We start from the raw sequence: 22261 nt of genomic DNA on the forward strand, positions 1-22261 counted from the left end.
GCGTGCCTAGATGGCAGATCCCGGTCGTCACCGCACCTCGGAGGTCCCATGCCCGCGACCGCAGAGCTGATCGGGGCCACCGTCGCCCTGGTCGGCCTCGGAATCCTGACCCTGTGCAGCGTGCGCAGCATCACGCGCCGCAGGGGGGCCGCCGCGGATCCCCGGCGGTGACCGGCAGCGGTGCTCCGCGAAACCTCCGCACCGGGGGTGCCCGCCCCCGTCCGCCCGTGTGTAGCTTTGGTCGTCGGTCTGAGACCCTGATGCTGAGCAGTAACTTTTGGACACCGGAAGGACGGTCGTGCACATCGTCATCATGGGCTGCGGAAGAGTGGGTTCCGCTCTGGCCCAGACCCTGGAGCAACAGGGGCACACGGTCGCCGTGATCGACCAGGACCCCACCGCCTTCCGCCGGCTGGGCCCGGGCTTCGGGGGCCGCCGGGTCACCGGCGTCGGTTTCGACCAGGACACCCTGCGCGAGGCGGGCATCGAGGAGGCCGGCGCCTTCGCCGCGGTCTCCAGCGGTGACAACTCCAACATCATCTCCGCCCGCGTGGCCCGCGAGATGTTCGGCGTGGAGAACGTGGCGGCCCGTATCTACGACCCCCGCCGCGCCGAGGTCTACCAGCGCCTGGGCATCCCCACCGTGGCCACGGTCCGCTGGACCGCCGACCAGATGCTGCGCCGGCTGCTGCCCTCGGGCGCCGAGCCGCTGTGGCGCGACCCCACCGGCGGCGTCCAGCTCGCCGAGGTGCACGCCTCCGCCAAGTGGGTCGGCCACAAGATCAGCAGGCTGCAGGAGGAGACGGGCGTCCGGGTGGCGTTCCTGACCCGCCTGGGCGAGGCGATCCTGCCCACGTCGCAGACGGTGCTGCAGGAGGGCGACCTGGTGCACGTGATGATGCGGACGGACGACGTCGAGAAGGTCGAGGCGGCGTTCGCCGGGGGCCCGGAAGAGGAGAGCGGTCACTGATGAGGGTCGCCATTGCCGGAGCCGGCGCCGTCGGCCGCTCGATCGCGGGCGAGCTGCTCGAGAACGGCCACGAGGTCCTGCTCATCGACAAGGCCCCGACCGCCATCTCGGTGGAGCGGGTGCCCCAGGCGGAGTGGCTGCTGGCCGACGCCTGTGAGATCACCTCCCTGGACGAGGCGGCACTGCAGCGCTGCAACGTGGTGATCGCCGCGACCGGTGACGACAAGGTCAACCTGGTCGTCTCGCTGCTCGCCAAGACGGAGTACGGCGTGCCGCGCGTCGTCGCCCGCGTGAACAACCCGAAGAACGAGTGGCTGTTCAACGAGGCCTGGGGCGTGGACGTGGCCGTCTCCACCCCGCGCCTGATGTCCGCCCTGGTGGAGGAGGCGGTGAGCGTCGGCGATTTGGTCCGGCTGCTGCGCTTCAGCCACGGCGACGCGAACCTGGTGGAGCTGACCCTGCCCGAGGAGTCGGCCCTGGCCGGCACCCAGGTCGGCGACGTGGAGTGGCCGCAGGACACCTCCCTGGTCACGATCATCCGCGGCACCCGGGTGCTGACCCCGTCCCGGGAGGACTCCCTGGAGCCCGGCGACGAACTCCTCTTCGTGGCCGCGCAGGCCCGCGAGGAGCAGCTCGAGGAGCTGCTGTCGGTCCGGCGCGAGGACTGACCGCGCGGCAGGCCTGAGCGGCCGCACGCGGAAGAAGGGGCGCCCCTGGCATCAAGGGCGCCCCTTCTCGTCGTACGGATTCTCGTCTTCTCGTCCTGCGAAGCCCGTGGGGCTCGCTACGCCTCGCGGCGGTGCCGTCCGCCGGCGGGCTCGCCGTCCTCGGCGGCCAGGGCGGCCCGGCGCTCCTTCTCGGCCTGCTCCTCCGCCTCCATCTCCGCGAACACGTCGATCGGCGCGGGCGCCTTCGCCAGGAACACCCAGGTCAGGTAGACGGCCAGCAGGAACGGCGGGATCTTCAGGGCGACCAGCACCCAGCCGAGCTGGGCGGTGTCGGCCCACCAGTACAGCGGGAAGAGGATCGCGCACTTGGCGAGCAGGATCAGGCCCCAGGCCCAACTCGCTTTGGCGTACGCCTTCTTGCGGCCGGGGTTGCGGGTCCGCCAGGAGAGGTTCTCCTTGAAGACCGGGCCGAGGATGAGGCCGATCAGCGGCACACCGGCGAGGGTGGTGATGATGTAGGCCAGCGCCAGGCCCAGCGTGTAGAGCATGCCGGGGAGGTAGAAGTCCTTGGCGTTGCCCGTGAACATCGCGAAGACCACGCCGAACGCCACGCCGAAGACGCCGCTGAAGGCGTGCTTGACGGTGTCCTTGCGGGCCAGCCGGACCACCACCAGCACCAGGGACAGGGCCAGCGCGGCGATCGCGGAGAAGTGCAGGTTCTTGTTGATCGTGAAGATCGCGACGAAGAGGAGACCGGGCAGCACCGTCTCGACCATGCCGCGGACACCGCCGAACGCCTCGAACAGGGCGGCCTCGGTGACCGCGCGTGCGTCGTCCGACTGGGTCTGATCGGCGTCTTGGGTCGGCTTGTCGAGGGACGTCACCGGCTACTCCCGTCCAAGGGGTCGCAGTTCGTACTTCGGATTGAACAGCACCCGGCGGCCCCGGCTCATCGAGATCCGGCCCGATGCGATCAGCTTGCGTCCGGGTTCTATCCCCACGATGGAGCGCCTGCCGAGCCACACCACGTCCAGGGCGGCGGAGCCGTCGAACAGCTCGGCCTCCAGGGCCGGGACTCCCGCGCGTGGCCGCAGGGTGACCGTGCGCAAGGTACCAGTAACGGTGACGATCTGCCGGTCGTGGCAGTCACCGATCCGGGTGCATCCCGCCGTCTCGGCGTCCTCGCGCAGCTCCTCCGACTCCAGGTCCTCCTGGGAGGTCGAGAGCCGGTCGAGCATGCGCCGGAACCGGCCGGCCGGCTTCTGGGAACGAGGAACAGCACTCATACAGGAAGCGTACCGGGGTGCGCATACGCCGCCGTAGCCCAGCTCACTTCTCGAACCGGTACCCCATCCCGGGCTCCGTGATGCCGCATTTCCCGGGGGCCGACCCCCGGACCCCCAGCCGGTCACTTCTCGAACCGGTACCCCATCCCGGGCTCCGTGATGAAGTGCTCGGGGTGCGAGGGGTCCGTCTCCAGTTTGCGCCGGAGCTGCGCCATGTACACCCGGAGATAGTTGGACTCCGTGCCGTACGAGGGCCCCCACACCTCCTGCAGCAGCTGCTTCTGGCTGACCAGGCGGCCGGTGTTGCGGACCAGGACCTCCAGCAGGTGCCACTCGGTCGGGGTGAGCCGGACGTCCTTGCCGGACCGGTTCACCTTCTTCGCGCTCAGGTCGACGGTGAAGCCCGCGGTCTCCACGGTGGTGACGTCGTCCTCGCCGGGTCCGGCCGGCTCGGCCCGGCGCACCGCGGCGCGCAGCCGGGCCAGGAGTTCGTCCATGCCGAAGGGCTTGGTGACGTAGTCGTCGGCGCCCGCGTCCAGCGCCTGGACCTTCTCGTCGGAGGAGTGCCGGGCGGACAGCACCAGGATCGGCACCCGGGTCCAGCCGCGCAGCCCCCGGATGACCTCGACGCCGTCCATGTCGGGCAGGCCCAGGTCCAGCACGACCACGTCGGGGTGGCGGGAGGCGGCGAGCTCCAGGGCGGTCCTGCCGTCGTGGGCCGCGTCGACCTCGTACTGCCGTGCCTTGAGGTTGATCACGAGTGCGCGCACGATCTGCGGCTCGTCGTCGACCACGAGCACCCGGGTCGTCATAGGGCCTGCCTTTCGGGTTCCGCGATGTCCTCCTGGCGGTGGAGGGGGGGTTCGGGGGCCGCGCGGAGGCTCAGCACCATGGTGAGCCCGCCGCCCGGCGTGTCCTCGGCGTTCAGGGTGCCCCCCATCGCCTCGGCGAAGCCGCGGGCGACCGCCAGGCCGAGGCCGACCCCGGCGCCGCGCGGGGCGTCCCCGTACCGCTGGAAGGGCTCGAATATGCGGTCCTTGGCATCGTCCGGCACCCCGGGCCCGCGGTCCACCACCCGCACCTCGACCCGGTCCGCGATGGCGCTGGCGGACACCAGGACGCGCCGGCCGTGGGGACTGTACTTGACGGCGTTCTCGACCAGGTTGGCCACCGAGCGCTCCAGCAGCCCGGGGTCGACGGCGACCATGGGCAGGGTCTCGGGGACGTCGAGCTCCACGCTGTCCTCGGGCACGCCGCCCAGGGCCATCGGGACCACCTCGTCCACGTCGATCTCGCGGATGAGCGGGGCCACGGTGCCGGTCTGCAGCCGGGACATGTCGAGCAGGTTGCCCACGAGGTGGTCGAGCCGGTCGGCGCCCTCCTCGATGCCCTGGAGCAGTTCCGCCCGGTCCTCCTCGGACCAGTCGACGTCCTCGGAGCGCAGGGAGGAGACGGCGGCCTTGATCCCGGCCAACGGGGTGCGCAGGTCGTGGCTGACGGCGGCGAGCAGGGCGGTGCGGATGCGGTTGCCCTCGGCGAGCGCCCGGGCCCGGTCGGCCTCCTCCTGGAGCCGGCTGCGGTCCAGTACGACTGCGGCCTGGGCGGCGAAGGCGGCGAGCACCCGGCGGTCCTCGGCGGGCAGCACCCGGCCGGTGAGCGCGAGGGCCATGTGGTCGCCGACGGGCATGTCGACGTCGGCGTCCTCGGGGCGCCGCAACTGCGGCCCGGGGCCTGCGCGGCCCGCGCAGGTCCACGGCTCGACGTCGCCGGCCCGCTCCAGCAGGGCGGCCGACTCCATGGCGAAGGTCTCCCGGACCCGTTCGAGCAGTTCTTCCAGGCCGGTCTCGCCGCGCAGCACGTTGCCCGCGAGGAAGGAGAGGATCTCCGACTCGGCGCGCAGCCGGGCGGCCTGGTGGGTGCGCCGGGCGGCGAGGTCGACCACGGAGGCGACCGACATGCCGACCCCGAAGAAGATCGCGATGGCGACGATGTTCTTGGGGTCGGCGATGGTCAGGCGGTGCAGGGGCGGGGTGTAGAAGTAGTTCAGCAGCAGGGAGCCGAGGGCCGCCGAGGCGAGGGCCGGCAGCAGGCCGCCGAGCAGGGCCGCCGCGACGGTGACGGCCAGGAACAGCAGCATGTCGTTGGCGAGGCCGAGGTCGACGGTGCTGAGCAGCAGCGCGAGGACGGCGGGGCCGCCCAGGCCGACCAGCCAGCCCCAGAGGATGCGGGCCCGGCCGAGCCGGGCGCCCCGGGCGACAGGCAGTCCGCGGCCCTTGGCGACCTCCTCGTGGGTGACGATGTGCACGTCGAGGTCGGGGCCCGACTCACGGGCGACGGTGGCGCCGACGCCGGGCCCGAAGACGTACTGCCAGGTCTTGCGGCGCGAGGAGCCGAGCACGATCTGGGTGGCGTTGACGCCGCGCGCGAAGTCCAGGAGGGCGGCGGGTATGTCGTCGCCGACGACGTGGTGGAAGGTGCCGCCGAGGTCTTCCACCAGGGTGCGCTGCACGGCCAGTTCCTTCGGGGAGGCCGCGGTCAGGCCGTCGCTGCGGGCGATGTAGACGGCCATCACCTCGCCGCCGGCGCCTTTTTCGGCGAGCCGTGCCGCCCGCCGGATGAGGGTGCGCCCCTCGGGGCCGCCGGTCAGCCCGACCACGATCCGCTCCCGGGAGCCCCAGATCCGGGAGACGCGGTGCTCGCTGCGGTACTCGTTCAGGTGCTCGTCGACCCGGTCGGCCACCCACAGCAGGGCCAGCTCGCGCAGGGCGGTCAGGTTGCCGGGCCGGAAGTAGTTGGACAGGGCCGCGTCGACCTTGTCCGGCTGGTAGATGTTGCCGTGCGCCATGCGCCGGCGCAGGGCCTGCGGGGACATGTCGACCAGCTCGATCTGGTCGGCCCGGCGCACGATCTCGTCCGGGACCGTCTCGCGCTGGCGCACGCCCGTGATCGACTCCACGACGTCGCCGAGGGACTCCAGGTGCTGGATGTTGACGGTCGTGACGACGTCGATGCCGGCGGCGAGCAGCTCCTCGACGTCCTGCCAGCGCTTGGCGTTGCGGGAGCCGGGGACGTTGGTGTGGGCGAGTTCGTCCACGAGGGCGACGGCGGGGGCGCGGCGCAGCACCGCGTCGACGTCCATCTCCTCGAAGGCGCCGCCCCGGTGCTCCAGCCGCGCGCGCGGCACCTGCTCCAGGCCGTGCAGCATCACCTCGGTGCGCGGCCGGTCGTGGTGCTCGACGAAGGCCACCACGCAGTCGGTGCCCCGCTCGACGCGGCGGTGCGCCTCGGACAGCATGGCGTAGGTCTTGCCCACGCCCGGTGCCGCGCCGAGGTGGATCCGAAGCTTGCCGCGTGCCATGGCCCCATTGTCTTCCGCCGTCTGCCGCCTACGCAGCGTCGACCCTACGTCCCGCGACTCGGACGAACGGGACAAGAGGCGGGTCGAGGGGGGTCTTTGACGCAACCCTGACGGGCCGGCCCGGGGCCGGGGCTCAGTGCTCGGTGATCTCCCCGTCGCGCAGTTCCAGCACCCGGTCGGCGAGGTCCAGCAGGTTCGCGTCGTGCGTGGCGACCAGGGCGGTGGCCCGCTCGGTGCGGACGACGGCCCGCAGCAGTTCCATGACGGCGTGCCCGGTCTCGGCGTCGAGCTGGCCGGTCGGCTCGTCCGCGATGAGCAGGGCGGGGCGGTTGGCGAGGGCGCGGGCGATGGCGACCCGCTGCTGCTGGCCGCCGGAGAGCTCACCGGGCCGCTGGGCCGCGTGGTCGGCGAGTCCGACGAGGGAGAGCAGCAGCTCGACGCGTTCCTCGCGCTCGCGCGGCTCGGCCCGGCGCAGCCGCAGCGGTACGCCGACGTTCTCGGCGGCGGTCAGGATCGGGATGAGCCCGAAGGACTGGAAGACGAAGCCAATCCGGTCCCGCCGCAGCTCCAGCAAGCCTTTCTCGCCGAGCCCGGCCAGGTCCCGCCCGTCGACCTCGACCCGGCCCCGGTCGGGGGTGTCGAGTCCGCCGACGATGTTCAGCAAGGTGGTCTTCCCGGAGCCCGAGCGGCCCTTGAGGGCGACGAGCTCGCCGCGCGGGACCTCCAGGGAGACCCCGCGCAGGGCGTGCACGGCGGCGGCCCCGCGCCCGTAGGACTTGTGCACGTCCTCGACGCGCACCATGGTCTCGGTGATCACCCGGCTCATGCGGCCTCCCCGTCGCTCCCCCGTGCCCACATGGGCCGGGCGCCAGTATCACCGCGGGGCGCCCGGCCGTTCAACGGTTTCAGTTCGGGTTGTCGCCGTGGGTGAGGGTCTCCCAGGCGACGAAGAGGTTGTCGGTGCCGGCCGGGCGGTTGGCCAGGGTCAGGGCCTGGGTGTTGGTCATGGCGACGCCGCGCCGGTTGTGCAGGGCGTTGTAGCCGACCTCCGTGACGGGGCCGAGGCCGAGCTTGAGGGAGCCGCCGCACAGCCAGTCGGGGACGGCCGCGCCGAGCTGGTACCTGGCCTGGAAGCCGAGCGCCTGCCGCAGCCGCTCGCCGACGTCGGTGCCGTAGAGGTCCTGCCCCTGGATCCGGCTGGTCTCGGCGATGTGGGAGATCGCGGAGATGCCGTACCCGGTGTGGGTGAGGTCCCGGCAGGTCTCCTGGGTGAGCCCGGTGACGAAGGTGGACTGGCCCTGCCAGTAGGAGACGATCTTGTCGCGGGTGTTCAGGTTCTGGCTGGGCACGGTCTTCGGCAGGTCGCCGTCGGAGGCGAGGTAGACGTAGGCGGCCGCGCGGGTGCGGAACCGGGCCATCGCGGTGTCGTACGACGCCCGGTCCTCGAGGAAGACGGAGATGCCGACGGCGGCCTCCGTCATCGACAGCTCCCAGTTGCCGTTGGAGTTGGACCCCTTGATCACCACGGGCAGGTACACGTCGCGGAGCATGGCGGCGAAGCGGTCCTGGCCGGCCCAGCCGCCGGTGTACGTGTACTTGATGATCTCGGCGGCCTTGGGCCAGGAGGAGCCCGCCCAGCCGGTCTGCAGGGGCGCGTTGCTGTTGGTGTGGCCGGTGAGGGTGGCCGACCAGGCGTCCATGATCTCGATGGACTTACGGGCGTAGCGCGCGTCCCGGGTGACGTACCAGGCGAGGGCGTCGGTGTAGGCGGCGATCGCGTCCTCGCGCTCGTCGGTGCAGCCGTTATTGGGGTTGGAGTAGGAGCCGCACTCGACGGTGGCGCGCGGCTTGGGGACGCGGTTCAGGTCGGCGTACTTGCTCGCCAGCATCCGGTCGTACGCGCCCTTCCAGGGTTGGGCGCCGGCCTGCACCTGGGCGCGGGCGAAGTCGAGCTGGCTCCGGGAGACGGTGACTCCGGGGTGGGCGAAGGCGGCGGGGGCGGAGTGCGCTGCGGGCGCCGCCAGGACACCGGTCAGCAGGGAGGCCACGACGGCGAGCAGTGGGGTACGACGCACGGTGACTCCGTTCATTGACGTGAACGTTGAGCGCCTTCATGAACAGGCGTTGGCCCGGGAGACCGTAGGTACAGACCATTGGGCCGTCAAGGGGTCACGCATGCGAAAGGGCCGCACCCCGAGGGGTACGGCCCTTTTTCGTCCTGTTGTTACCGGACCTCGGTGATCTCGGGTCCGCGCTGGAGCTGGCCCATGCCGCCGGAGAAGCGCGAGCCCTCCTCCTGCTGGACGCCCTCGGGAACCATCTGGGCGTCGTTGGGCAGCTTCAGGACGATCGGGTCGCGGGGCGCCATCGGGCCCTCGCCGCGGACCACGACCGTGTCCCGGAAGATCTGCTCCAGCAGACCGGCCGCCTGCGGCTGCACCGCGCCCTGGCCGGAGATCACACCGCGCAGGAACCAGCGCGGGCCGTCCACGCCGATGAAGCGGACCACCTGGAAGCCGCCGGTGCCGTCCGGCAGCTGGACCGGCACCTGGGCGCGCAGCTCCCAGCCGAGCGGGCCCTCGACCTCGTCGACGATGCCGCCCTGCTGGGTGATGCCGCCCGCGATCTCCTCGCGGACCTCGCCCCAGATGCCCTCGCGCTTGGGCGCGGCGAAGGCCTGGAGCTGGACGGCGCTGTCGCGCAGCACCACGGTCGCCGCGACGATCGCGTCACCGGCGACCTCCACCCGCAGCTCCATGCCGTCGACGCCCGGCACGAACAGACCGCCGAGGTCGACGCGCCCCTCGGCCGGGTCGCGCACCTCGCTGCTGTCCCACGGCCCGTCGGGCCGGGGCTCGGGCTCCAGCCGGACGCGCTCGCGCTCGGCCTCTTCCTCGTCCGCCTCGGTGTCGACGCTGTCGACGACCTGCTCGGCCTCGCCGGCCGCGTCCTCGGCGGCACCCTTCTTCTTGCGACGTCCGAACACGTCACTGTCCTTCCCGGTCGGATACGACCGAAGCGTATCGATTCCCACCCGCCAGGCCACGCACGGCGGCCTGACCGCTTGTGCCGCTCTCGTCGCCCACCGCGGCATGGCCACCGGTGGACCCGAAGCCCCCCTCGGCCCGCGCCGAGCCGGGAAGTTCCGCCACCTCCTGGAAGCGGACCCTCTCGACCTGCTGGACGACCAGTTGGGCAATCCGGTCGAAGCGCTCGAACCGCACCGTCTCGCGCGGGTCGAGATTCACCACGATCACCTTGATCTCCCCACGGTACCCGGCATCGACCGTCCCCGGGGCATTCACCAGGGCGACACCGCAGCGGGCGGCGAGACCGGAACGCGGGTGCACGAAGGCCGCGTACCCCTCGGGCAGGGCGATCGACACACCCGTGGGCAGCACCGCCCGCTCACCGGGCGCCAGCTCGCGAGCCTCGGTGGTGCGCAGGTCGGCCCCGGCGTCGCCCGGGTGCTCGTACGCGGGAAGCGGTACGTCGGGGTCGACACGGCGCACCCGCACGTCCAGCGGGGGGCGGCTCACGGGTTCACCTCGAAGGCGCGGGCCCGCCGGACCTGGTCCGGGTCGTCCATGGCGGCGCGGATCTCCTCCGTGCGGCCGTGGTCGATGAAGTGGTCCACCTTGACCTCGATGAACAGGGCGTCGGCACGGACGGCGACGGGCCCCTCGGGGCCGCCGATGCGCCCGGTGGCGGTGCAGTAGATCTTCCGCCCCGCCACGGCGACCACCTCGGCCTGCAGATGCAGCGTGGTGCCCACCGGAACCGGCCGCACGAAGTCGGTCTCCAGCCGTCCGGTGACCGCGATGGTGCGCAGCAGCCAGTTCAGCGAGCCGAGCGTCTCGTCGAGGGCGGTGGCCAGCAGACCGCCGTGCGCGAGCCCCGGGGCGCCCTGATGGGCGGGCTGCACGGTGAACTCGGCGGTCAGCGAGACGCCCTCACCGGCGCGCGCCTCCAGGTGCAGCCCGTGCGGCTGCCCGCCGCCGCACCCGAAGCAGTGTTCGTAATGGGCGCCGAGGAGCTCGCCGGGCGCGGGGGCGTCGGGGTGCCGTACGGGTTTCGCCGCGTCGGCGGGGGGCTGAAGAGCCGCGGAACTACCACTCACAGGCGCAGACCTTACCCGCGCGTCGGCGTTGTTCCGACACCGTGCCAAGCTGGCTTCATGCAGCTCTCCGCCACCCCTTACGAAGAACGCCTCACCGCCCCCCGCTCGTGGTGGCTGATCAGCTTCCTCGTGGGCGTCTCGTTCGCCCTGATCCTGCTGCCGTTCGGGACCGTGCCGCTGCTCGGCGGCCTGGTCGGGGGCACGGCCGTCGCGGCCGTGATGGCCAGCGCGTACGGCTCCCCGCGGATCCGGGTGGTGGGCGACTCGCTGATCGCCGGCGAGGCCCGGGTACCGGTGTCGGCGCTCGGCGACTCGGAGGTCCTCGACCGCGAGGAGGCCCGCGCCTGGCGCACGTACAAGGCCGACACCCGCGCCTTCCTGCTGCTGCGCGCCTACATCCCCACGGCGCTGCGGGTGGAGGTCACGGACCCGCAGGACCCGACGCCGTACCTGTACCTGTCGACGCGGGAGCCGGAGCGGCTGGCGGCCGCGATCGAGGCGGCCCGGGGGACGGCGGCGTAGCGCCCCGGGCCCGTCAGTCCCCGGGCTTCCCCGGCAGCTCGCCGAGCCGGATGGGGTGCTCGGGTTCGTCTAGCGGCGGCAGCTCGGACAGCTCGTCCCACGGCACCTGGACCTTGCGCAGGTCCGCGCGGATCCGTGCGGCGAGTCTTCTGGTGTCCCGGCGGTTCATGACCGCGCCCACCGCGGCGCCCACCATGAACGGCATCAGGTTCGGCAGGTCCCGGAGCGTGCGCTTCATGATCTGCTGGCGCAGTTCGCGCTTCATCCGGCCGCCGAGGGCCGCGTCGATGGTGGCCGGCTGGGTCACCTTGATGCCGCGCTCCCCCGTCCAGGAGGACAGGTAGGCGGTGCTGCGGGCCCGGAGGTTTCCCGGCGGACGTACGCCGTAGACCTCGTGCAGTTCGGCGATGAGCTTGAGCTCGATCGCGGCGACCCCGGTGATCTCGGTCGCCAGTTCGGTCGGCATGGCCGGTGGCACCGGGAGCATCGCCGCCGCCCCGATACCGGCGCCTACCGTGGAGGTGCCGGCCGCCGCGCCCGCCACCAGCTTGTCGGCGAGTTCCTCGGGGCCGAGGCCGGGGAACTGGCGGCGCAGGGTCGCGAGGTCGCGTACGGGCACACGCGGGGCGATCTCGAGGATCCGGTCCGCGGCGTACGCCAGCCCCGCGCGGGCTCGGCTGCCGCCCCTGCGGGCCCCTTCCTGGGCCAGGTGCCGGGCCTTGTCACGGACCACCGCGGCCCGTCGCCTGGCGAGGGGCTGCGGCTCCGGCGCCGTCGGGTGGTCGTCCCGGCCGGACGCCGGTTCGAGCGAGGCTCCCGCCGAGGCTGAGCCCCGCTCGTCGTCACGCGCACCGTGCGGGCCGCCGTGCGGCCCCTTGTCCGCTCCCCGCAGGGAGAAGCGGCGCTTCCGCGGAGGGGTCGAGCCAGTCACGGCCGACCCGTCCTCAGTCGCAGTCGCGGCAGATCGGCTGGCCGTTCTTCTCGCGGGCCAGCTGGCTGCGGTGGTGCACCAGGAAGCAGCTCATGCAGGTGAACTCGTCCTGCTGCTTGGGCAGCACGCGGACGGCCAGTTCCTCGTTCGAGAGGTCGGCGCCCGGCAGTTCCAGGCCTTCGGCGGCCTCGAACTCGTCGACGTCCACCGCGGAGGTGGACTTGTCGTTCCGGCGGGCCTTCAGCTCTTCAAGGCTGTCCGAGTCGACGTCGTCGTCGGTCTTGCGTGGAGTGTCGTAATCGGTTGCCATGTCGCTCTCCCCCTCTGGGTGTCTGCGGTGTCTTCAGCGCACGTAACGCGTGAGAGGCCGGACTTGTGCCCGACCTGAGGCGGAGATTTTGCCTCACATCAAGGTCTGTTACTCAATCGACATCCAAGCCGGCCGCTCGTGAGTGATCGGCTTGGATGGCGGTGAGGACCGTACACGGTTCGAATGCCGCGCCTCAAAGGCGCCTCACCGTGTACTTCCCGTGATCTAGAGCCCTGAAAACTGGGATTTTCCCGGCTTTCCGCCCCGTGTCATGATCACGCGGAGTACATGGCCGGAAATCCGTCCATGTGATCGATCACACAGGATCAACCGCTGACGGGGCCCTGGAAATTCCGCGTGAAGCGAACAGGCCCCGCGTGTGTCGGATCCTGGTCACACCGGCAGCGTGACCCGCATCACCAGGCCTCCCCCCTCGCGCGGCGTCGCCACGATGTGGCCGCCGTGCGCCCGGGCCACGGATCTGACGATGGACAGGCCGAGACCCACGCCCTTGTCGCTGCCCGTACGCTCCGTGCGCAGCCGTCTGAACGGCTCGAAGAGGTTGTCGATCTCGTACGCCGGCACCACCGGGCCGGTGTTCGAGACGGTCAGCACAGCCTGCCCGTGCTGCACCTCGGTGGTCACCTCGACCCAGCCGTTCTCGGCCACGTTGTAGCGCACCGCGTTCTGGAGGAGGTTCAGCGCGATCCGCTCCAGCAGGACGCCGTTGCCCTGCACCACCGCGGGCTTGCGCTCGCCGCGCAGTGCGACGCCCTTGGCCTCGGCCTCGGCGTGCACCTGGTCGACGGCCTGGCCGGCCACCTCGGCCAGGTCGACCGGCTTGCGCTCGACGATCTGGTTGTCGCTGCGGGCGAGCAGCAGCAGGCCCTCCACGAGCTGCTCGCTGCGCTCGTTGGTGGCCAGCAGCGTCTTGCCGAGCTGCTGCAGCTCCACCGGCGCGTTCGGGTCGGAGAGGTGCACCTCGAGGAGCGTGCGGTTGATCGCGAGCGGGGTGCGCAGCTCGTGGGAGGCGTTGCCGACGAAGCGCTGCTGGGCGGTGAAGGCCCGCTCCAGGCGCTCCAGCATCTCGTCGAAGGTGTCCGCCAGCTCCTTCAGCTCGTCGTCCGGGCCGTCCAGCTCGATCCGCCGGGACAGGTCCGAGCCGGCCACCTGGCGCGCGGTGCGGGTGATCCGGCCGAGCGGGGACAGCACGCGGCCCGCCATCGCGTAGCCGAACGCGAAGGCGATCACGGCCAGGCCCAGCAGGGCCAGCAGCGAGCGGCTGAGGAGGTTGTCCAGGGCCGCCTGGCGCTGGTGGTCGGCGCACCGGCTGATCGCGTCGTTGAAGTCGGCGAGCGGGACCTGGTTGGTGATCGCGGGGCAGTTGTCGCTGGAGACCTTCAGCTCCTGGAAGCTGACGATCTTGAACAGCGGGGCGTTGCCGTTGGTGATGGCCTGCGCGGCCAGCAGGTAGATGATCGACAGCAGCAGGATGCCGGCGATCAGGAACATGCCGCCGTACAGCAGGGTGAGGCGTATCCGGATGGTCGGGCGCAGCCACGGGAAGGGGGGCTGCGGCCTGCGGGGGTCCCAGGTGGGCTTCGGGGGCGCCTGCGGGGGCGCGGGTGTCGTGGCCACGGCGGATCAGATCCGGTAGCCGGAGCCGGGGACGGTGACGATCACCGGCGGCTCGCCGAGCTTGCGGCGCAGCGTCATGACGGTCACGCGCACGACGTTGGTGAACGGGTCGGTGTTCTCGTCCCAGGCCTTCTCCAGGAGCTGCTCGGCCGAGACCACCGCGCCCTCGCTGCGCATCAGGACCTCCAGGACCGCGAACTCCTTGGGCGCGAGCTGGACCTCCCTGCCGTCGCGGAAGACCTCGCGGCGGTTGGGGTCGAGCTTGATGCCGGCCCGCTCCAGGACCGGCGGCAGCGGCACGCTGGTACGGCGCCCGAGGGCCCGCACGCGCGCGATCAGCTCGCTGAACGCGAACGGCTTGGGGAGGTAGTCGTCGGCGCCGATCTCCAGGCCCTCGACCCGGTCGCTGACGTCGCCGGAGGCGGTGAGCATGAGCACGCGCGTGGGCATGCCCAGCTCCACGATCTTGCGGCACACGTCGTCGCCGTGCACGAGCGGGAGGTCGCGGTCGAGGACGACCACGTCGTAGTCGTTGACGCCGATGCGCTCCAGGGCGGCCGCACCGTCGTACACGACGTCGACGGCCATGGCCTCCCGGCGCAGTCCGGTGGCCACCGCATCGGCGAGCAGTTGCTCGTCCTCGACGACGAGTACGCGCACGTCGCTGTCCTTCCTGTGTCCACCCGCGTAGCGCGCGGTGAGGCGCGCGCGGGCAGGGGTGTCCGTGGGATGTGACCTCCATCCTGCCCTTTTCGGCCGTAAGTCGGCTGTAAGACGGGGTCCCGGCGGGATCCGGGACCGCAGGGACCGGGGTCGCGGGGCGGCCGGGCGAGATTTTCTCCGGCGGTTGAGGTTTCCCGCGCGGAGAGCGGGGGGAGGACGGCATGTACACCCCGCGATCACGCTCTGCATGTGCCGCAGCACCATGCGGTACACAGCGATCCGTCTCCGCATCCGCAGAGTTGGCGTGGGTGTCCGGCACCGTCGCCGCCCGGCCGGGCTGCGCTGGGCACCCGCGGCAGACGTGATCGTTTTCCTCCGAACGGCACACCCCCGTGCCACCCGACCCACGACCCAGGACGAGGGGGCGCAGCATGGACGCATTCACCGCAGGACTTCTGCAGCGCATAAAGGCGACCGAGTCCGACCTGTCGCGGGCTCGTGACGAGGGCGACGACTTCCTTGTCGAGGTGGAGCAGGCTGAGCTCGACGACCTGCGCCGCCTCGCCGCCGACCACGGTGTGGAGGTCGCCGCGTCACGCGTCTGTTAGGCCCGCAGTGCAGGAACGGGACCCCCGGCGAATCCAGCGCCGGGGGTCCCGTTCGTCCAGCACCCTGTGCCTCGCCTGCCCGCCCGGAGGCGGACTAGTCGTGCCAGGCGCCGAAGTCCTCCAGCAGCCGCTGGAGGGGCTCGAAGAGGCCCTGGGTGCCCGCGACCGTCAGATCGCCCGTGGGGCGCTCTCCGGGGCGTCCACCGGTCAGCGCGCCCGCCTCCCGGGCGATCAGGTCCCCCGCCGCCACGTCCCAGGCGTGCAGCCCGCGCTCGTAGTAGCCGTCGAGCCGGCCGCAGGCCAGGTCGCACAGGTCGACCGCGGCCGAGCCGCCGCGCCGGATGTCCCGGAGCAGCGGGATGAGCCGGGCGGCCACCTCGGCCTGGTGGGTGCGGACGTGGGCGACGTAGTTGAAGCCGGTGGAGACCAGCGCCTGGTCCAGCGGGGGCGCCGGGCGGCAGGCCAGCGCCTGTTCGCCCTCCCACGCGCCCGTGGCCCAGGCCCCGCCGCCGCGTACCGCGTGGTACGTCTCGCCGCGCATCGGCGCCGCGACCACGCCGACGACGGTCTCGCCGTCCTGCTCGGCCGCGACGGACACGGCCCAGGTCGGCAGGCCGTAGAGGTAGTTGACCGTGCCGTCGAGCGGGTCGATCACCCAGCGGATGCCGCTGGTGCCCTCGACGGAGGCGCCCTCCTCGCCGAGGAAGCCGTCCTCGGGCCGCCGGCCGGAGATCAGGTCGGTGATCAGCTTCTCGGCGGCGATGTCCATCTCGGTGACGACGTCGATCGGGCTCGACTTGGTCCTGGCCACGGCCAGATCGGCCGGCCGGCCGTCGCGCAGCAGCTCACCGGCCCGGCGGGCGGCCTCCTGGGCCAGTTCGAGCAGTTCCCGGTGGAGGGCGTCGGTCACGGGGCTCCTCATGCGAAGGGGCTGTCGGCGCCGGCGGCGGCCGGCTTCGGGGCGCGGGCCGGGCAGCAGCCGACGGGGCACAGGTCGTGGCTGGGGCCGAGCGCGCCCAGGGCGCACCGCGTGACCTGCTGCCCGCGCTCCGCCGCGGACCGCTCCAGGACCAGCTCGCGGACGGCCGCCGCGAACCGCGGGTCGGCGCCCACGGTGGCCGAGCGGCGCACCGGCAGGCCCAGCTCCCCGGCCCTGGCCGTGGCCTCGGTGTCGAGGTCGTACATGACCTCCATGTGGTCGGAGACGAAGCCGATGGGCGCCATGACGACGGCCGGGACGCCGGCGGCGTGCCGCTCCTCGAGGTGGTCGCAGATGTCCGGCTCCAGCCACGGGATGTGCGGGGCGCCGGAGCGGGACTGGTAGACGAGCCGCCAGGGGTGGTCGACGCCGGTGCGCTCGCGGACGGCGTCGGCGATCAGCTGGGCCACGTCCAGGTGCTGCTCGACGTAGGCCCCGCCCTCTCCGTGGGCCTCGGCCGGGCCGGAGGTGTCGGCGGCGGAGGTGGGGATGGAGTGCGTGGTGAAGGCGATGTGGGCGCCGTCGCGCACGTCGTCGGGGAGGTCCGCGAGGGAGCGCAGCACTCCGTCGACCATGGGCTCGACGAAGCCCGGGTGGTTGAAGTAGTGCCGCAGCTTGTCGACCTTCGGCGGCCGCACGCCCTCCTCCTGGAGGGCGGCCAGGGCGTCGGCCAGGTTCTCGCGGTACTGGCGGCAGCCCGAGTAGGAGGCGTAGGCGCTGGTGGCGAGCACCAGGACGCGGCGCCGGCCGTCGGCGGCCATCTCGCGCAGGGTGTCGGTCAGGTACGGCGCCCAGTTGCGGTTGCCCCAGTAGACCGGCAGGTCGAGGCCGTGCTCGGCGAAGTCCTCGCGCAGCGCCTTCAGCAGGGCGCGGTTCTGGTCGTTGATGGGGCTCACCCCGCCGAACAGGAAGTAGTGCTGCCCGACCTCCTTCAGGCGTTCCTTGGGGATGCCGCGCCCGCGCGTGACGTTCTCCAGGAACGGGACCACGTCGTCGGGTCCTTCGGGGCCGCCGAAGGAGAGCAGGAGCAGGGCGTCGTACGGGGTGGGATCGAGCGCGTCTGGCATGACTCGATCCTGCCACCCGGCACCGACGGCGGAGGAACAGCGGGGTGAAGAGTCGTGTTCGTGATGGTTTCGCGATGATTATCCGGCTGCTCCCCGTGGCGTCCCCGAGCGGTTTCGGGGGTGCACTTAGGGCGACCTAACTCGTAAGCTGTACCAATCGCATTCGCGCCTTACGAGCCGCCCCGGAGTCCACGTGCCCAGCCCCTACCGCGCCCTGTTCGCCGAGCCCGGCACGAAGGCCTTCTCCGCCGCGGGGTTCGTCGGCCGGATGCCGCTGTCCATGATGGGCATCGGCGTGGTCACGATGATCTCGCAGCTCACCGGCCGCTACGGCCTGGCCGGCGCGCTGTCCGCCACCATCGCGCTGTCCGCCGCCGCCGTCGGACCGCGGATATCCCGGATGGTGGACCGGCACGGGCAGCGCCGGGTGCTGCGCCCGGCGACCCTGGTCGCGCTCACGGCGGCCGCCGGGCTGCTGCTGACCGCGTCCCTCGGCGGACCGGACTGGACGCTGTTCGTCTGCGCGGCCGGGATCGGCTCGGTGCCGAGCCTGGGCGCGATGATCCGGGCCCGCTGGGCGGCGCTGTACCGGGGGACGCCGAAGCTGCACACCGCCTACTCCTTCGAGTCGGTGGTGGACGAGGTCTGCTTCATCTTCGGGCCGATCATCTCCATCGGACTGTCCACGGCCTGGTTCCCGGAGGCGGGCCCCCTGCTGGCCGCGTGCTTCCTGGCCGCCGGCGTCTTCTGGCTGACGTCCCAGCACGCCACCGAGCCGCGGCCGCACCCGCGGGAGCGCAAGGGGGGCGGCAGCCCGCTGCGCTCGCCGGGACTCCAGGTGCTGGTGGCCACCTTCGCGGCCACCGGCACGATCTTCGGGGCGGTCGACGTGGTCACCGTGGCCTTCGCCGAGGAGCGCGGTCACAAGGCCGCCGCGAGCGTGGTCCTCGCGCTGTACGCCGCCGGATCCTGCACGGCCGGGGTGGTCTTCGGTCTGATGCGGTTCGCCGGGGCGCCGGAACGCCGCTGGCTCCTGGGCGTGTCGGCCATGGCCGTGAGTATGATCCCCCTCCTACTGGTCGGAAACCTGCCGCTTCTGGCCGTGGCGCTGTTCGTTGCGGGGCTGGCCATCGCGCCGACGATGATCACGACGATGTCCCTCATCGAAGAGCACGTACCTCGCGCGCAGCTCACCGAGGGCATGACCTGGGTGAGCACCGGCCTCGCGGTCGGAGTCGCGCTCGGCTCCTCCGTCGCCGGCTGGGTGATCGACGCAGCCGGGGCGCGCGCCGGGTACGGGGTTCCGGCCGTGTCCGGAGCCGTCGCGGTCACGGTCGGTTTCCTCGGGTACCGCCGGCTCCGCAGGCCGGCCGCGGGTCGGGGAGGCATCGTTGAGCACCACGTCGAGCGCGAGGAACAGCACCTGGCGTAACTGGGGCGGCAACGTCTCCGCCCGCCCCGCGCGCGAGGTCGCGCCGGCCTCGGTGGAGGAGCTGGCCGCGGAGGTGCGCCGGGCGGCCGAGGACGGCCTGAAGGTGAAGGCGGTCGGCACCGGGCACTCCTTCACGTCCATAGCCGCCACGGACGGTGTGCTGATCCGTCCGCAGCTGCTGACCGGCATACGCGGCGTCGACCGGGAGGCCATGACCGTCACGGTGGAGGCGGGCACGCCGCTCAAGAGGCTCAACGCGGCGCTGGCGCGCGAGGGGCTGTCGCTCACCAACATGGGCGACATCATGGAGCAGACGGTCTCCGGCGCGACCAGCACCGGCACCCACGGCACCGGCCGCGAGTCGGGCTCGATCGCCGCCCAGATCAGGGGCCTTGAGCTGGTGACGGCCGACGGCTCGGTGCTCACCTGCTCGCAGGAGGAGAACCCGGAGGTCTTCGCGGCCGCCCGCATAGGCCTGGGCGCCCTGGGCGTCGTCACGGCGATCACCTTCGCCGTGGAGCCGCTGTTCCTGCTCACCGCGCGCGAGGAGCCGATGCCCTTCGACCGGGTGACCGCCGAGTTCGATCAACTGTGGGCGGAGAACGAGCACTTCGAGTTCTACTGGTTTCCGCACACCGGGAACACCAACACCAAGCGCAACAACCGCAGTGCGGGCCCGGAGCAGCCGGTGGGGCGGCTGTCCGGCTGGTTCGAGGACGAGTTCCTCTCCAACGGCGTCTTCCAGGTGGCCCAGTGGGTCGGGCGCGCGGCGCCGGCGTCCGTCCCGGCGATCGCGCGGATCTCCAGCAGGGCGCTGTCCGCGCGGACGTACACGGACATCCCGTACGAGGTGTTCACCTCGCCGCGCCGGGTGCGCTTCCTGGAGATGGAGTACGCCGTCCCGCGCGCGGCCCTGGTGGACGCGCTGCGCGAGCTGAAGGCCATGGTGGACCGCTCCGGACTGCGCGTCAGCTTCCCGGTCGAGGTGCGCACCGCCCCGGCCGACGACATCACCCTGTCCACCGCCTCCGGCCGGGACACCGCGTACATCGCGGTGCACATGTTCCGCGGCACGCCGTACCACGCCTACTTCACCGCCGCCGAGCGCATCTTCACCGCGCACGAGGGCCGGCCGCACTGGGGGAAGCTGCACACGCGGGACGCGGCGTACCTCTCCGGGGTGTACCCGCGCTTCGCCGAGTTCACGGCGCTGCGCGACCGGCTCGACCCGGAACGCCTGTTCCAGAACGACTACTTGCGGAGGGTTCTGGGGGCGTAGCGATTAGTTCCGTTTCCGGGGATTACGTGAGGTTCGCCACCTCCAAGATCGCCACAACCCGGTGACGAACGGCCAAGTAGCACCCCTTGCGAGAAGTTGGGCGGCGCGCCCATCCACGCACATGGTCCAAATGGAGTACTGTTGCGAGCCCTGGGTCCGGTCTCCCACCAGGCTGTCCGCGACCTCGCAGGACCGCCGGGAGGGGGCCAGTTGCACAGGGTGACGGAGTTGGTCACTTAGCGTTGCGAACAGGTAACCGTGCCATAACGGCGGCCCAGGGCCCATGCCCGACACGCCGGGCAACTCGGCAAGGTTGTGGCAGGCTGCACCCGGGCAGGCCACACTCGACTAGCGGAAGCAGCGACGCACGTGACGTCGGCAGGCACCACCCGGGAGGTCCCCATGCCCGAACTGCGTGTCGTGGCCGTCTCCAATGACGGCACACGGCTGGTGCTCAAGGCTGCCGACTCAACGGAGTACACGCTTCCGATCGACGAGCGGCTGCGCGCCGCCGTCCGCGGCGACCGGCCCCGTCTCGGCCAGATCGAGATCGAGGTGGAGAGCCATCTCCGCCCGCGTGACATCCAGGCGCGTATACGAGCAGGCGCCACCGCCGAAGAGGTCGCCCAGCTCGCCGGCATCCCGGTCGACCGGGTACGGCGCTTCGAGGGACCCGTGCTGGCCGAGCGCGCCTTCATGGCCGAGCGCGCCCGCAAGACCCCGGTCCGCCGGCCCGGCGAGAACTCCGGTCCGCTGCTCGGCGAGGCCGTCCAGGAGCGGCTGCTGCTGCGCGGCGCCGACAAGGACACCGTGCAGTGGGACTCCTGGCGCCGCGACGACGGCACCTGGGAGGTCCTGCTCGTCTACCGGGTCGCGGGCGAACCGCACTCGGCGAGCTGGACGTACGACCCGCCCCGGCGGCTCGTCCAGGCGGTGGACGAGGAGGCGCGCTCCCTCATCGGCGAGTCCGACGACCTCGCCGTGCCGGAGCCGAGCTTCCCGTTCGTCCCGCGCATCGCCCGGCTGCCGCGCGACCGGGGCATGGACCGCGCCCTGGAGCGGGTCGACCGGGACCGGCCGAGCCTGCCCGCGCAGGCGTCCGAGCCGGCCGAGGAGACCACCGGCGAACGCGACTCGCTGACCAGCCTGCTGGAGGCGGTGCCGAGTTTCCGGGGCGACCTGGTGGTCCCGGAACGGCCGGTGGAGGTCTCGGAGGAGCCGCCCGAGGAGGTCGAGGAGGAGGAGCCCCCGGCGCCCGCCGCGTCGGCCGGGTCCGCCTACGCGGACGTCCTCATGCCGCGCTCGGTGGGCAGCCACCGGGACCGGCTCATCGGCTCCACCGACCGCCAGGCCGAGGCCGACGGCGTCCGCCCCGGCCGCCGGGCCGCGGTCCCGAGCTGGGACGAGATCGTCTTCGGGACCCGGCGCAAGAAGCAGGAGTAAACGGGCCGTACGCCCGTGTGGATCCTCGTACGACGGGTGAGAGGCGGGAGTACACGCGCGTGCCCCCGCCTCTTCGGCCCTAGCGGGGATCCGGACCCACGGCCACCGGGCGGGACGGGTCCGAGGACCACTCCGACCAGGAACCGACGTACAGAGCCGCCGGAATGCCCGCGACCGCGAGCGCCAGCACCTCCTGGGCGGCCGACACGCCCGAGCCGCAGTAGACGCCCACCGGAACGTCGCCGGACACCCCCAGGGCCTTGAAGCGGTCCCGCAGGTCCGCCGCGGGCAGGAACCGGCCGTCCGGGCCCACGTTCTCGGTCGTCGGCGCCGACACCGCGCCCGGGATGTGCCCGCCGACCCGGTCGATGGGCTCCACCTCACCGCGGTACCGCTCCCCCGCGCGCGCGTCGAGCAGCACGCCCGAGCCGGCCAGGGCGGCCGCCTGGTCCGCGTCCAGCAGCCCGGCGGGGTCCGGCACGGGCCGGAAGTCGCCCTCGGCGGGAGCGGGCGTCCCGGTGGACAGCGGACCCTCCCAGGCCGGCAACCCGCCGTCGAGGCACCGCACGTCCGGGTGACCCGTCCAGCGCAGCAGCCACCACGCGCGCGCGGCGGCCCAGCCCACCCCGCCGTCGTAGACGACGACCGGCCGGGCGGCCGACACTCCCGCGCGGCGCATGGCCGCGCCGAACTCCGCGAGGTCGGGCAGCGGATGGCGGCCGCGCTCCCCGGGGGCCGAGGCCAGCTCCCGGTCCAGGTCGACGAAGACCGCGCCGGGGATGTGCCCCGCCGCGTACTCGGCCCGGCCGTCGAACGGCGGTTCGCCCGCCGCCTTCGCGAGGCTGAGCCGCCAGCGGACGTCCAGCAGGACGGGCGGCGTCTCCCCCTCGATCTCTCGGGCCAGTTCGGTCGCGCTGATGATGGCTGTCATGGCGTCATCCTTACGTCAGGGGTGGCCGCGGCGTCCAGGTCCGGCTACTCTCCCGC

The 22261-nt window shown here is 72.3% G+C and carries 24 protein-coding genes; 8 read left to right on the top strand and 16 right to left on the bottom strand.

The window, feature by feature from the left end; all coding sequences use genetic code 11:
* The first annotated feature begins 48 nt into the window (after window positions 1-48).
* The 3 genes from ACFYU0_RS32035 to ACFYU0_RS32045 all read left to right on the top strand — a co-directional run bounded on the left by ACFYU0_RS32035 (window position 49) and on the right by ACFYU0_RS32045 (window position 1638).
* Window positions 49-171: a hypothetical protein gene (locus ACFYU0_RS32035; protein ID WP_351666557.1), complete on the top strand. Its 123-nt coding sequence runs from the start codon at window positions 49-51 to the stop codon at window positions 169-171.
* Between the two features lie 127 nt (window positions 172-298).
* Window positions 299-970 (top strand): TrkA family potassium uptake protein, encoded by a 672-nt coding sequence (locus ACFYU0_RS32040; RefSeq protein ID WP_351666555.1) that lies wholly within the window; start codon window positions 299-301, stop codon window positions 968-970.
* Entirely contained in the window at window positions 970-1638 is a 669-nt protein-coding gene (locus tag ACFYU0_RS32045) for an NAD-binding protein (protein ID WP_199212330.1), read from the top strand. The genes ACFYU0_RS32040 and ACFYU0_RS32045 overlap by 1 nt, the downstream gene beginning before the upstream one ends.
* 116 nt (window positions 1639-1754) lie before the next feature.
* On the opposite strand, the gene ACFYU0_RS32050 is transcribed toward ACFYU0_RS32045, so the two are convergent.
* The 9 genes from ACFYU0_RS32050 to ACFYU0_RS32090 form a co-directional block, all read right to left on the bottom strand.
* Window positions 1755-2522, bottom strand: a complete 768-nt coding sequence (locus ACFYU0_RS32050) for a DUF3159 domain-containing protein (protein WP_351666553.1) — start codon at window positions 2520-2522, stop codon at window positions 1755-1757.
* A gap of 3 nt (window positions 2523-2525) precedes the next feature.
* Window positions 2526-2924 carry an OB-fold nucleic acid binding domain-containing protein gene (locus tag ACFYU0_RS32055; protein ID WP_351666551.1) on the bottom strand — a complete coding sequence of 133 codons (399 nt, stop codon included), beginning with the start codon at window positions 2922-2924 and terminating at the stop codon, window positions 2526-2528.
* A 122-nt stretch (window positions 2925-3046) separates the two neighbouring features.
* Complete coding sequence (locus tag ACFYU0_RS32060; RefSeq protein ID WP_351666549.1) at window positions 3047-3736, bottom strand: response regulator; 690 nt, start codon at window positions 3734-3736, stop codon at window positions 3047-3049.
* Window positions 3733-6282, bottom strand: a complete 2550-nt coding sequence (locus ACFYU0_RS32065; RefSeq protein WP_389305741.1) for an ATP-binding protein — start codon at window positions 6280-6282, stop codon at window positions 3733-3735. Before ACFYU0_RS32065 ends, ACFYU0_RS32060 begins: the two co-directional genes overlap by 4 nt.
* Before the next feature lie 133 nt (window positions 6283-6415).
* Window positions 6416-7108, bottom strand: a complete 693-nt coding sequence (locus ACFYU0_RS32070; protein WP_351666545.1) for an ABC transporter ATP-binding protein — start codon at window positions 7106-7108, stop codon at window positions 6416-6418.
* Between the two features lie 79 nt (window positions 7109-7187).
* Entirely contained in the window at window positions 7188-8372 is a 1185-nt protein-coding gene (locus ACFYU0_RS32075; protein WP_389305744.1) for an alginate lyase family protein, read from the bottom strand.
* A 134-nt stretch (window positions 8373-8506) separates the two neighbouring features.
* On the bottom strand, window positions 8507-9268 hold the full coding sequence (locus tag ACFYU0_RS32080) for a DUF3710 domain-containing protein (RefSeq protein ID WP_199212324.1): 762 nt from the start codon (window positions 9266-9268) through the stop codon (window positions 8507-8509).
* Window position 9269: 1 nt separating this feature from the next.
* Window positions 9270-9821: a dUTP diphosphatase gene (gene dut / locus ACFYU0_RS32085; RefSeq protein WP_351666540.1), complete on the bottom strand. Its 552-nt coding sequence runs from the start codon at window positions 9819-9821 to the stop codon at window positions 9270-9272.
* Window positions 9818-10402, bottom strand: a complete 585-nt coding sequence (locus ACFYU0_RS32090) for a PaaI family thioesterase (RefSeq protein ID WP_389305747.1) — start codon at window positions 10400-10402, stop codon at window positions 9818-9820. Before ACFYU0_RS32090 ends, dut begins: the two co-directional genes overlap by 4 nt.
* Before the next feature lie 57 nt (window positions 10403-10459).
* Here ACFYU0_RS32090 and ACFYU0_RS32095 point away from each other — a divergent pair, with 57 nt between their 5' ends.
* Window positions 10460-10924: a DUF3093 domain-containing protein gene (locus ACFYU0_RS32095; RefSeq protein ID WP_351666537.1), complete on the top strand. Its 465-nt coding sequence runs from the start codon at window positions 10460-10462 to the stop codon at window positions 10922-10924.
* 13 nt (window positions 10925-10937) lie between these two features.
* Here the strand turns inward: ACFYU0_RS32095 and ACFYU0_RS32100 are convergent, their stop codons facing one another.
* The 4 genes from ACFYU0_RS32100 to ACFYU0_RS32115 all read right to left on the bottom strand — a co-directional run bounded on the left by ACFYU0_RS32100 (window position 10938) and on the right by ACFYU0_RS32115 (window position 14463).
* Window positions 10938-11855, bottom strand: a complete 918-nt coding sequence (locus tag ACFYU0_RS32100; protein ID WP_389305749.1) for a hypothetical protein — start codon at window positions 11853-11855, stop codon at window positions 10938-10940.
* A gap of 13 nt (window positions 11856-11868) precedes the next feature.
* On the bottom strand, window positions 11869-12165 hold the full coding sequence (locus tag ACFYU0_RS32105) for a DUF4193 domain-containing protein (RefSeq protein WP_005481602.1): 297 nt from the start codon (window positions 12163-12165) through the stop codon (window positions 11869-11871).
* Window positions 12166-12558: 393 nt separating this feature from the next.
* Window positions 12559-13803 (bottom strand): sensor histidine kinase, encoded by a 1245-nt coding sequence (locus tag ACFYU0_RS32110; RefSeq protein WP_389305751.1) that lies wholly within the window; start codon window positions 13801-13803, stop codon window positions 12559-12561.
* Window positions 13804-13809: 6 nt separating this feature from the next.
* Window positions 13810-14463, bottom strand: a complete 654-nt coding sequence (locus tag ACFYU0_RS32115) for a response regulator transcription factor (RefSeq protein ID WP_010353034.1) — start codon at window positions 14461-14463, stop codon at window positions 13810-13812.
* Window positions 14464-14897: 434 nt separating this feature from the next.
* Between ACFYU0_RS32115 and ACFYU0_RS32120 the strand changes: the two genes are divergently transcribed.
* Window positions 14898-15074 carry a hypothetical protein gene (locus ACFYU0_RS32120; protein WP_351666531.1) on the top strand — a complete coding sequence of 59 codons (177 nt, stop codon included), beginning with the start codon at window positions 14898-14900 and terminating at the stop codon, window positions 15072-15074.
* Between the two features lie 94 nt (window positions 15075-15168).
* Here the strand turns inward: ACFYU0_RS32120 and ACFYU0_RS32125 are convergent, their stop codons facing one another.
* Together ACFYU0_RS32125 and ACFYU0_RS32130 are read right to left on the bottom strand one after the other, a co-directional pair.
* Window positions 15169-15984 carry an inositol monophosphatase family protein gene (locus tag ACFYU0_RS32125; protein WP_389305753.1) on the bottom strand — a complete coding sequence of 272 codons (816 nt, stop codon included), beginning with the start codon at window positions 15982-15984 and terminating at the stop codon, window positions 15169-15171.
* A gap of 8 nt (window positions 15985-15992) precedes the next feature.
* Window positions 15993-17120: a ferrochelatase gene (locus tag ACFYU0_RS32130; protein WP_389305755.1), complete on the bottom strand. Its 1128-nt coding sequence runs from the start codon at window positions 17118-17120 to the stop codon at window positions 15993-15995.
* 193 nt (window positions 17121-17313) lie between these two features.
* Between ACFYU0_RS32130 and ACFYU0_RS32135 the strand changes: the two genes are divergently transcribed.
* The 3 genes from ACFYU0_RS32135 (at window position 17314) to sepH (ending at window position 21274) form a co-directional block, all read left to right on the top strand.
* Window positions 17314-18552 carry an MFS transporter gene (locus tag ACFYU0_RS32135; RefSeq protein ID WP_351666526.1) on the top strand — a complete coding sequence of 413 codons (1239 nt, stop codon included), beginning with the start codon at window positions 17314-17316 and terminating at the stop codon, window positions 18550-18552.
* Window positions 18512-19831, top strand: a complete 1320-nt coding sequence (locus ACFYU0_RS32140; protein WP_389305757.1) for a D-arabinono-1,4-lactone oxidase — start codon at window positions 18512-18514, stop codon at window positions 19829-19831. The genes ACFYU0_RS32135 and ACFYU0_RS32140 overlap by 41 nt, the downstream gene beginning before the upstream one ends.
* Window positions 19832-20233: 402 nt before the next feature.
* Entirely contained in the window at window positions 20234-21274 is a 1041-nt protein-coding gene (gene sepH, locus ACFYU0_RS32145) for a septation protein SepH (RefSeq protein WP_351666522.1), read from the top strand.
* A gap of 79 nt (window positions 21275-21353) precedes the next feature.
* On the opposite strand, the gene ACFYU0_RS32150 is transcribed toward sepH, so the two are convergent.
* Window positions 21354-22205, bottom strand: coding sequence for a sulfurtransferase (locus tag ACFYU0_RS32150; RefSeq protein WP_389305760.1), 852 nt, complete (start codon window positions 22203-22205; stop codon window positions 21354-21356).
* Window positions 22206-22261: the final 56 nt, after the last annotated feature.

This window comes from Streptomyces sp. NPDC003720, assembly GCF_042875075.1.
GTDB lineage: Bacteria > Actinomycetota > Actinomycetes > Streptomycetales > Streptomycetaceae > Streptomyces.

Excerpts from the sequence above, each read along its gene's own strand:
- ACFYU0_RS32035 (WP_351666557.1), top strand. The coding sequence starts at position 49 with ATGCCCGCGACCGCAGAGCTGATCGGGGCCACCGTCGCCCTGGTCGGC.
- ACFYU0_RS32045 (WP_199212330.1), top strand. The coding sequence starts at position 970 with ATGAGGGTCGCCATTGCCGGAGCCGGCGCCGTCGGCCGCTCGATCGCG.
- ACFYU0_RS32055 (WP_351666551.1), bottom strand. The coding sequence starts at position 2,924 with ATGAGTGCTGTTCCTCGTTCCCAGAAGCCGGCCGGCCGGTTCCGGCGC.
- ACFYU0_RS32060 (WP_351666549.1), bottom strand. The coding sequence starts at position 3,736 with ATGACGACCCGGGTGCTCGTGGTCGACGACGAGCCGCAGATCGTGCGC.
- ACFYU0_RS32065 (WP_389305741.1), bottom strand. The coding sequence starts at position 6,282 with ATGGCACGCGGCAAGCTTCGGATCCACCTCGGCGCGGCACCGGGCGTG.
- ACFYU0_RS32070 (WP_351666545.1), bottom strand. The coding sequence starts at position 7,108 with ATGAGCCGGGTGATCACCGAGACCATGGTGCGCGTCGAGGACGTGCAC.
- ACFYU0_RS32075 (WP_389305744.1), bottom strand. The coding sequence starts at position 8,372 with ATGAACGGAGTCACCGTGCGTCGTACCCCACTGCTCGCCGTCGTGGCC.
- ACFYU0_RS32095 (WP_351666537.1), top strand. The coding sequence starts at position 10,460 with ATGCAGCTCTCCGCCACCCCTTACGAAGAACGCCTCACCGCCCCCCGC.
- ACFYU0_RS32105 (WP_005481602.1), bottom strand. The coding sequence starts at position 12,165 with ATGGCAACCGATTACGACACTCCACGCAAGACCGACGACGACGTCGAC.
- ACFYU0_RS32120 (WP_351666531.1), top strand. The coding sequence starts at position 14,898 with ATGGACGCATTCACCGCAGGACTTCTGCAGCGCATAAAGGCGACCGAG.
- ACFYU0_RS32130 (WP_389305755.1), bottom strand. The coding sequence starts at position 17,120 with ATGCCAGACGCGCTCGATCCCACCCCGTACGACGCCCTGCTCCTGCTC.
- sepH (WP_351666522.1), top strand. The coding sequence starts at position 20,234 with ATGCCCGAACTGCGTGTCGTGGCCGTCTCCAATGACGGCACACGGCTG.
- ACFYU0_RS32150 (WP_389305760.1), bottom strand. The coding sequence starts at position 22,205 with ATGACAGCCATCATCAGCGCGACCGAACTGGCCCGAGAGATCGAGGGG.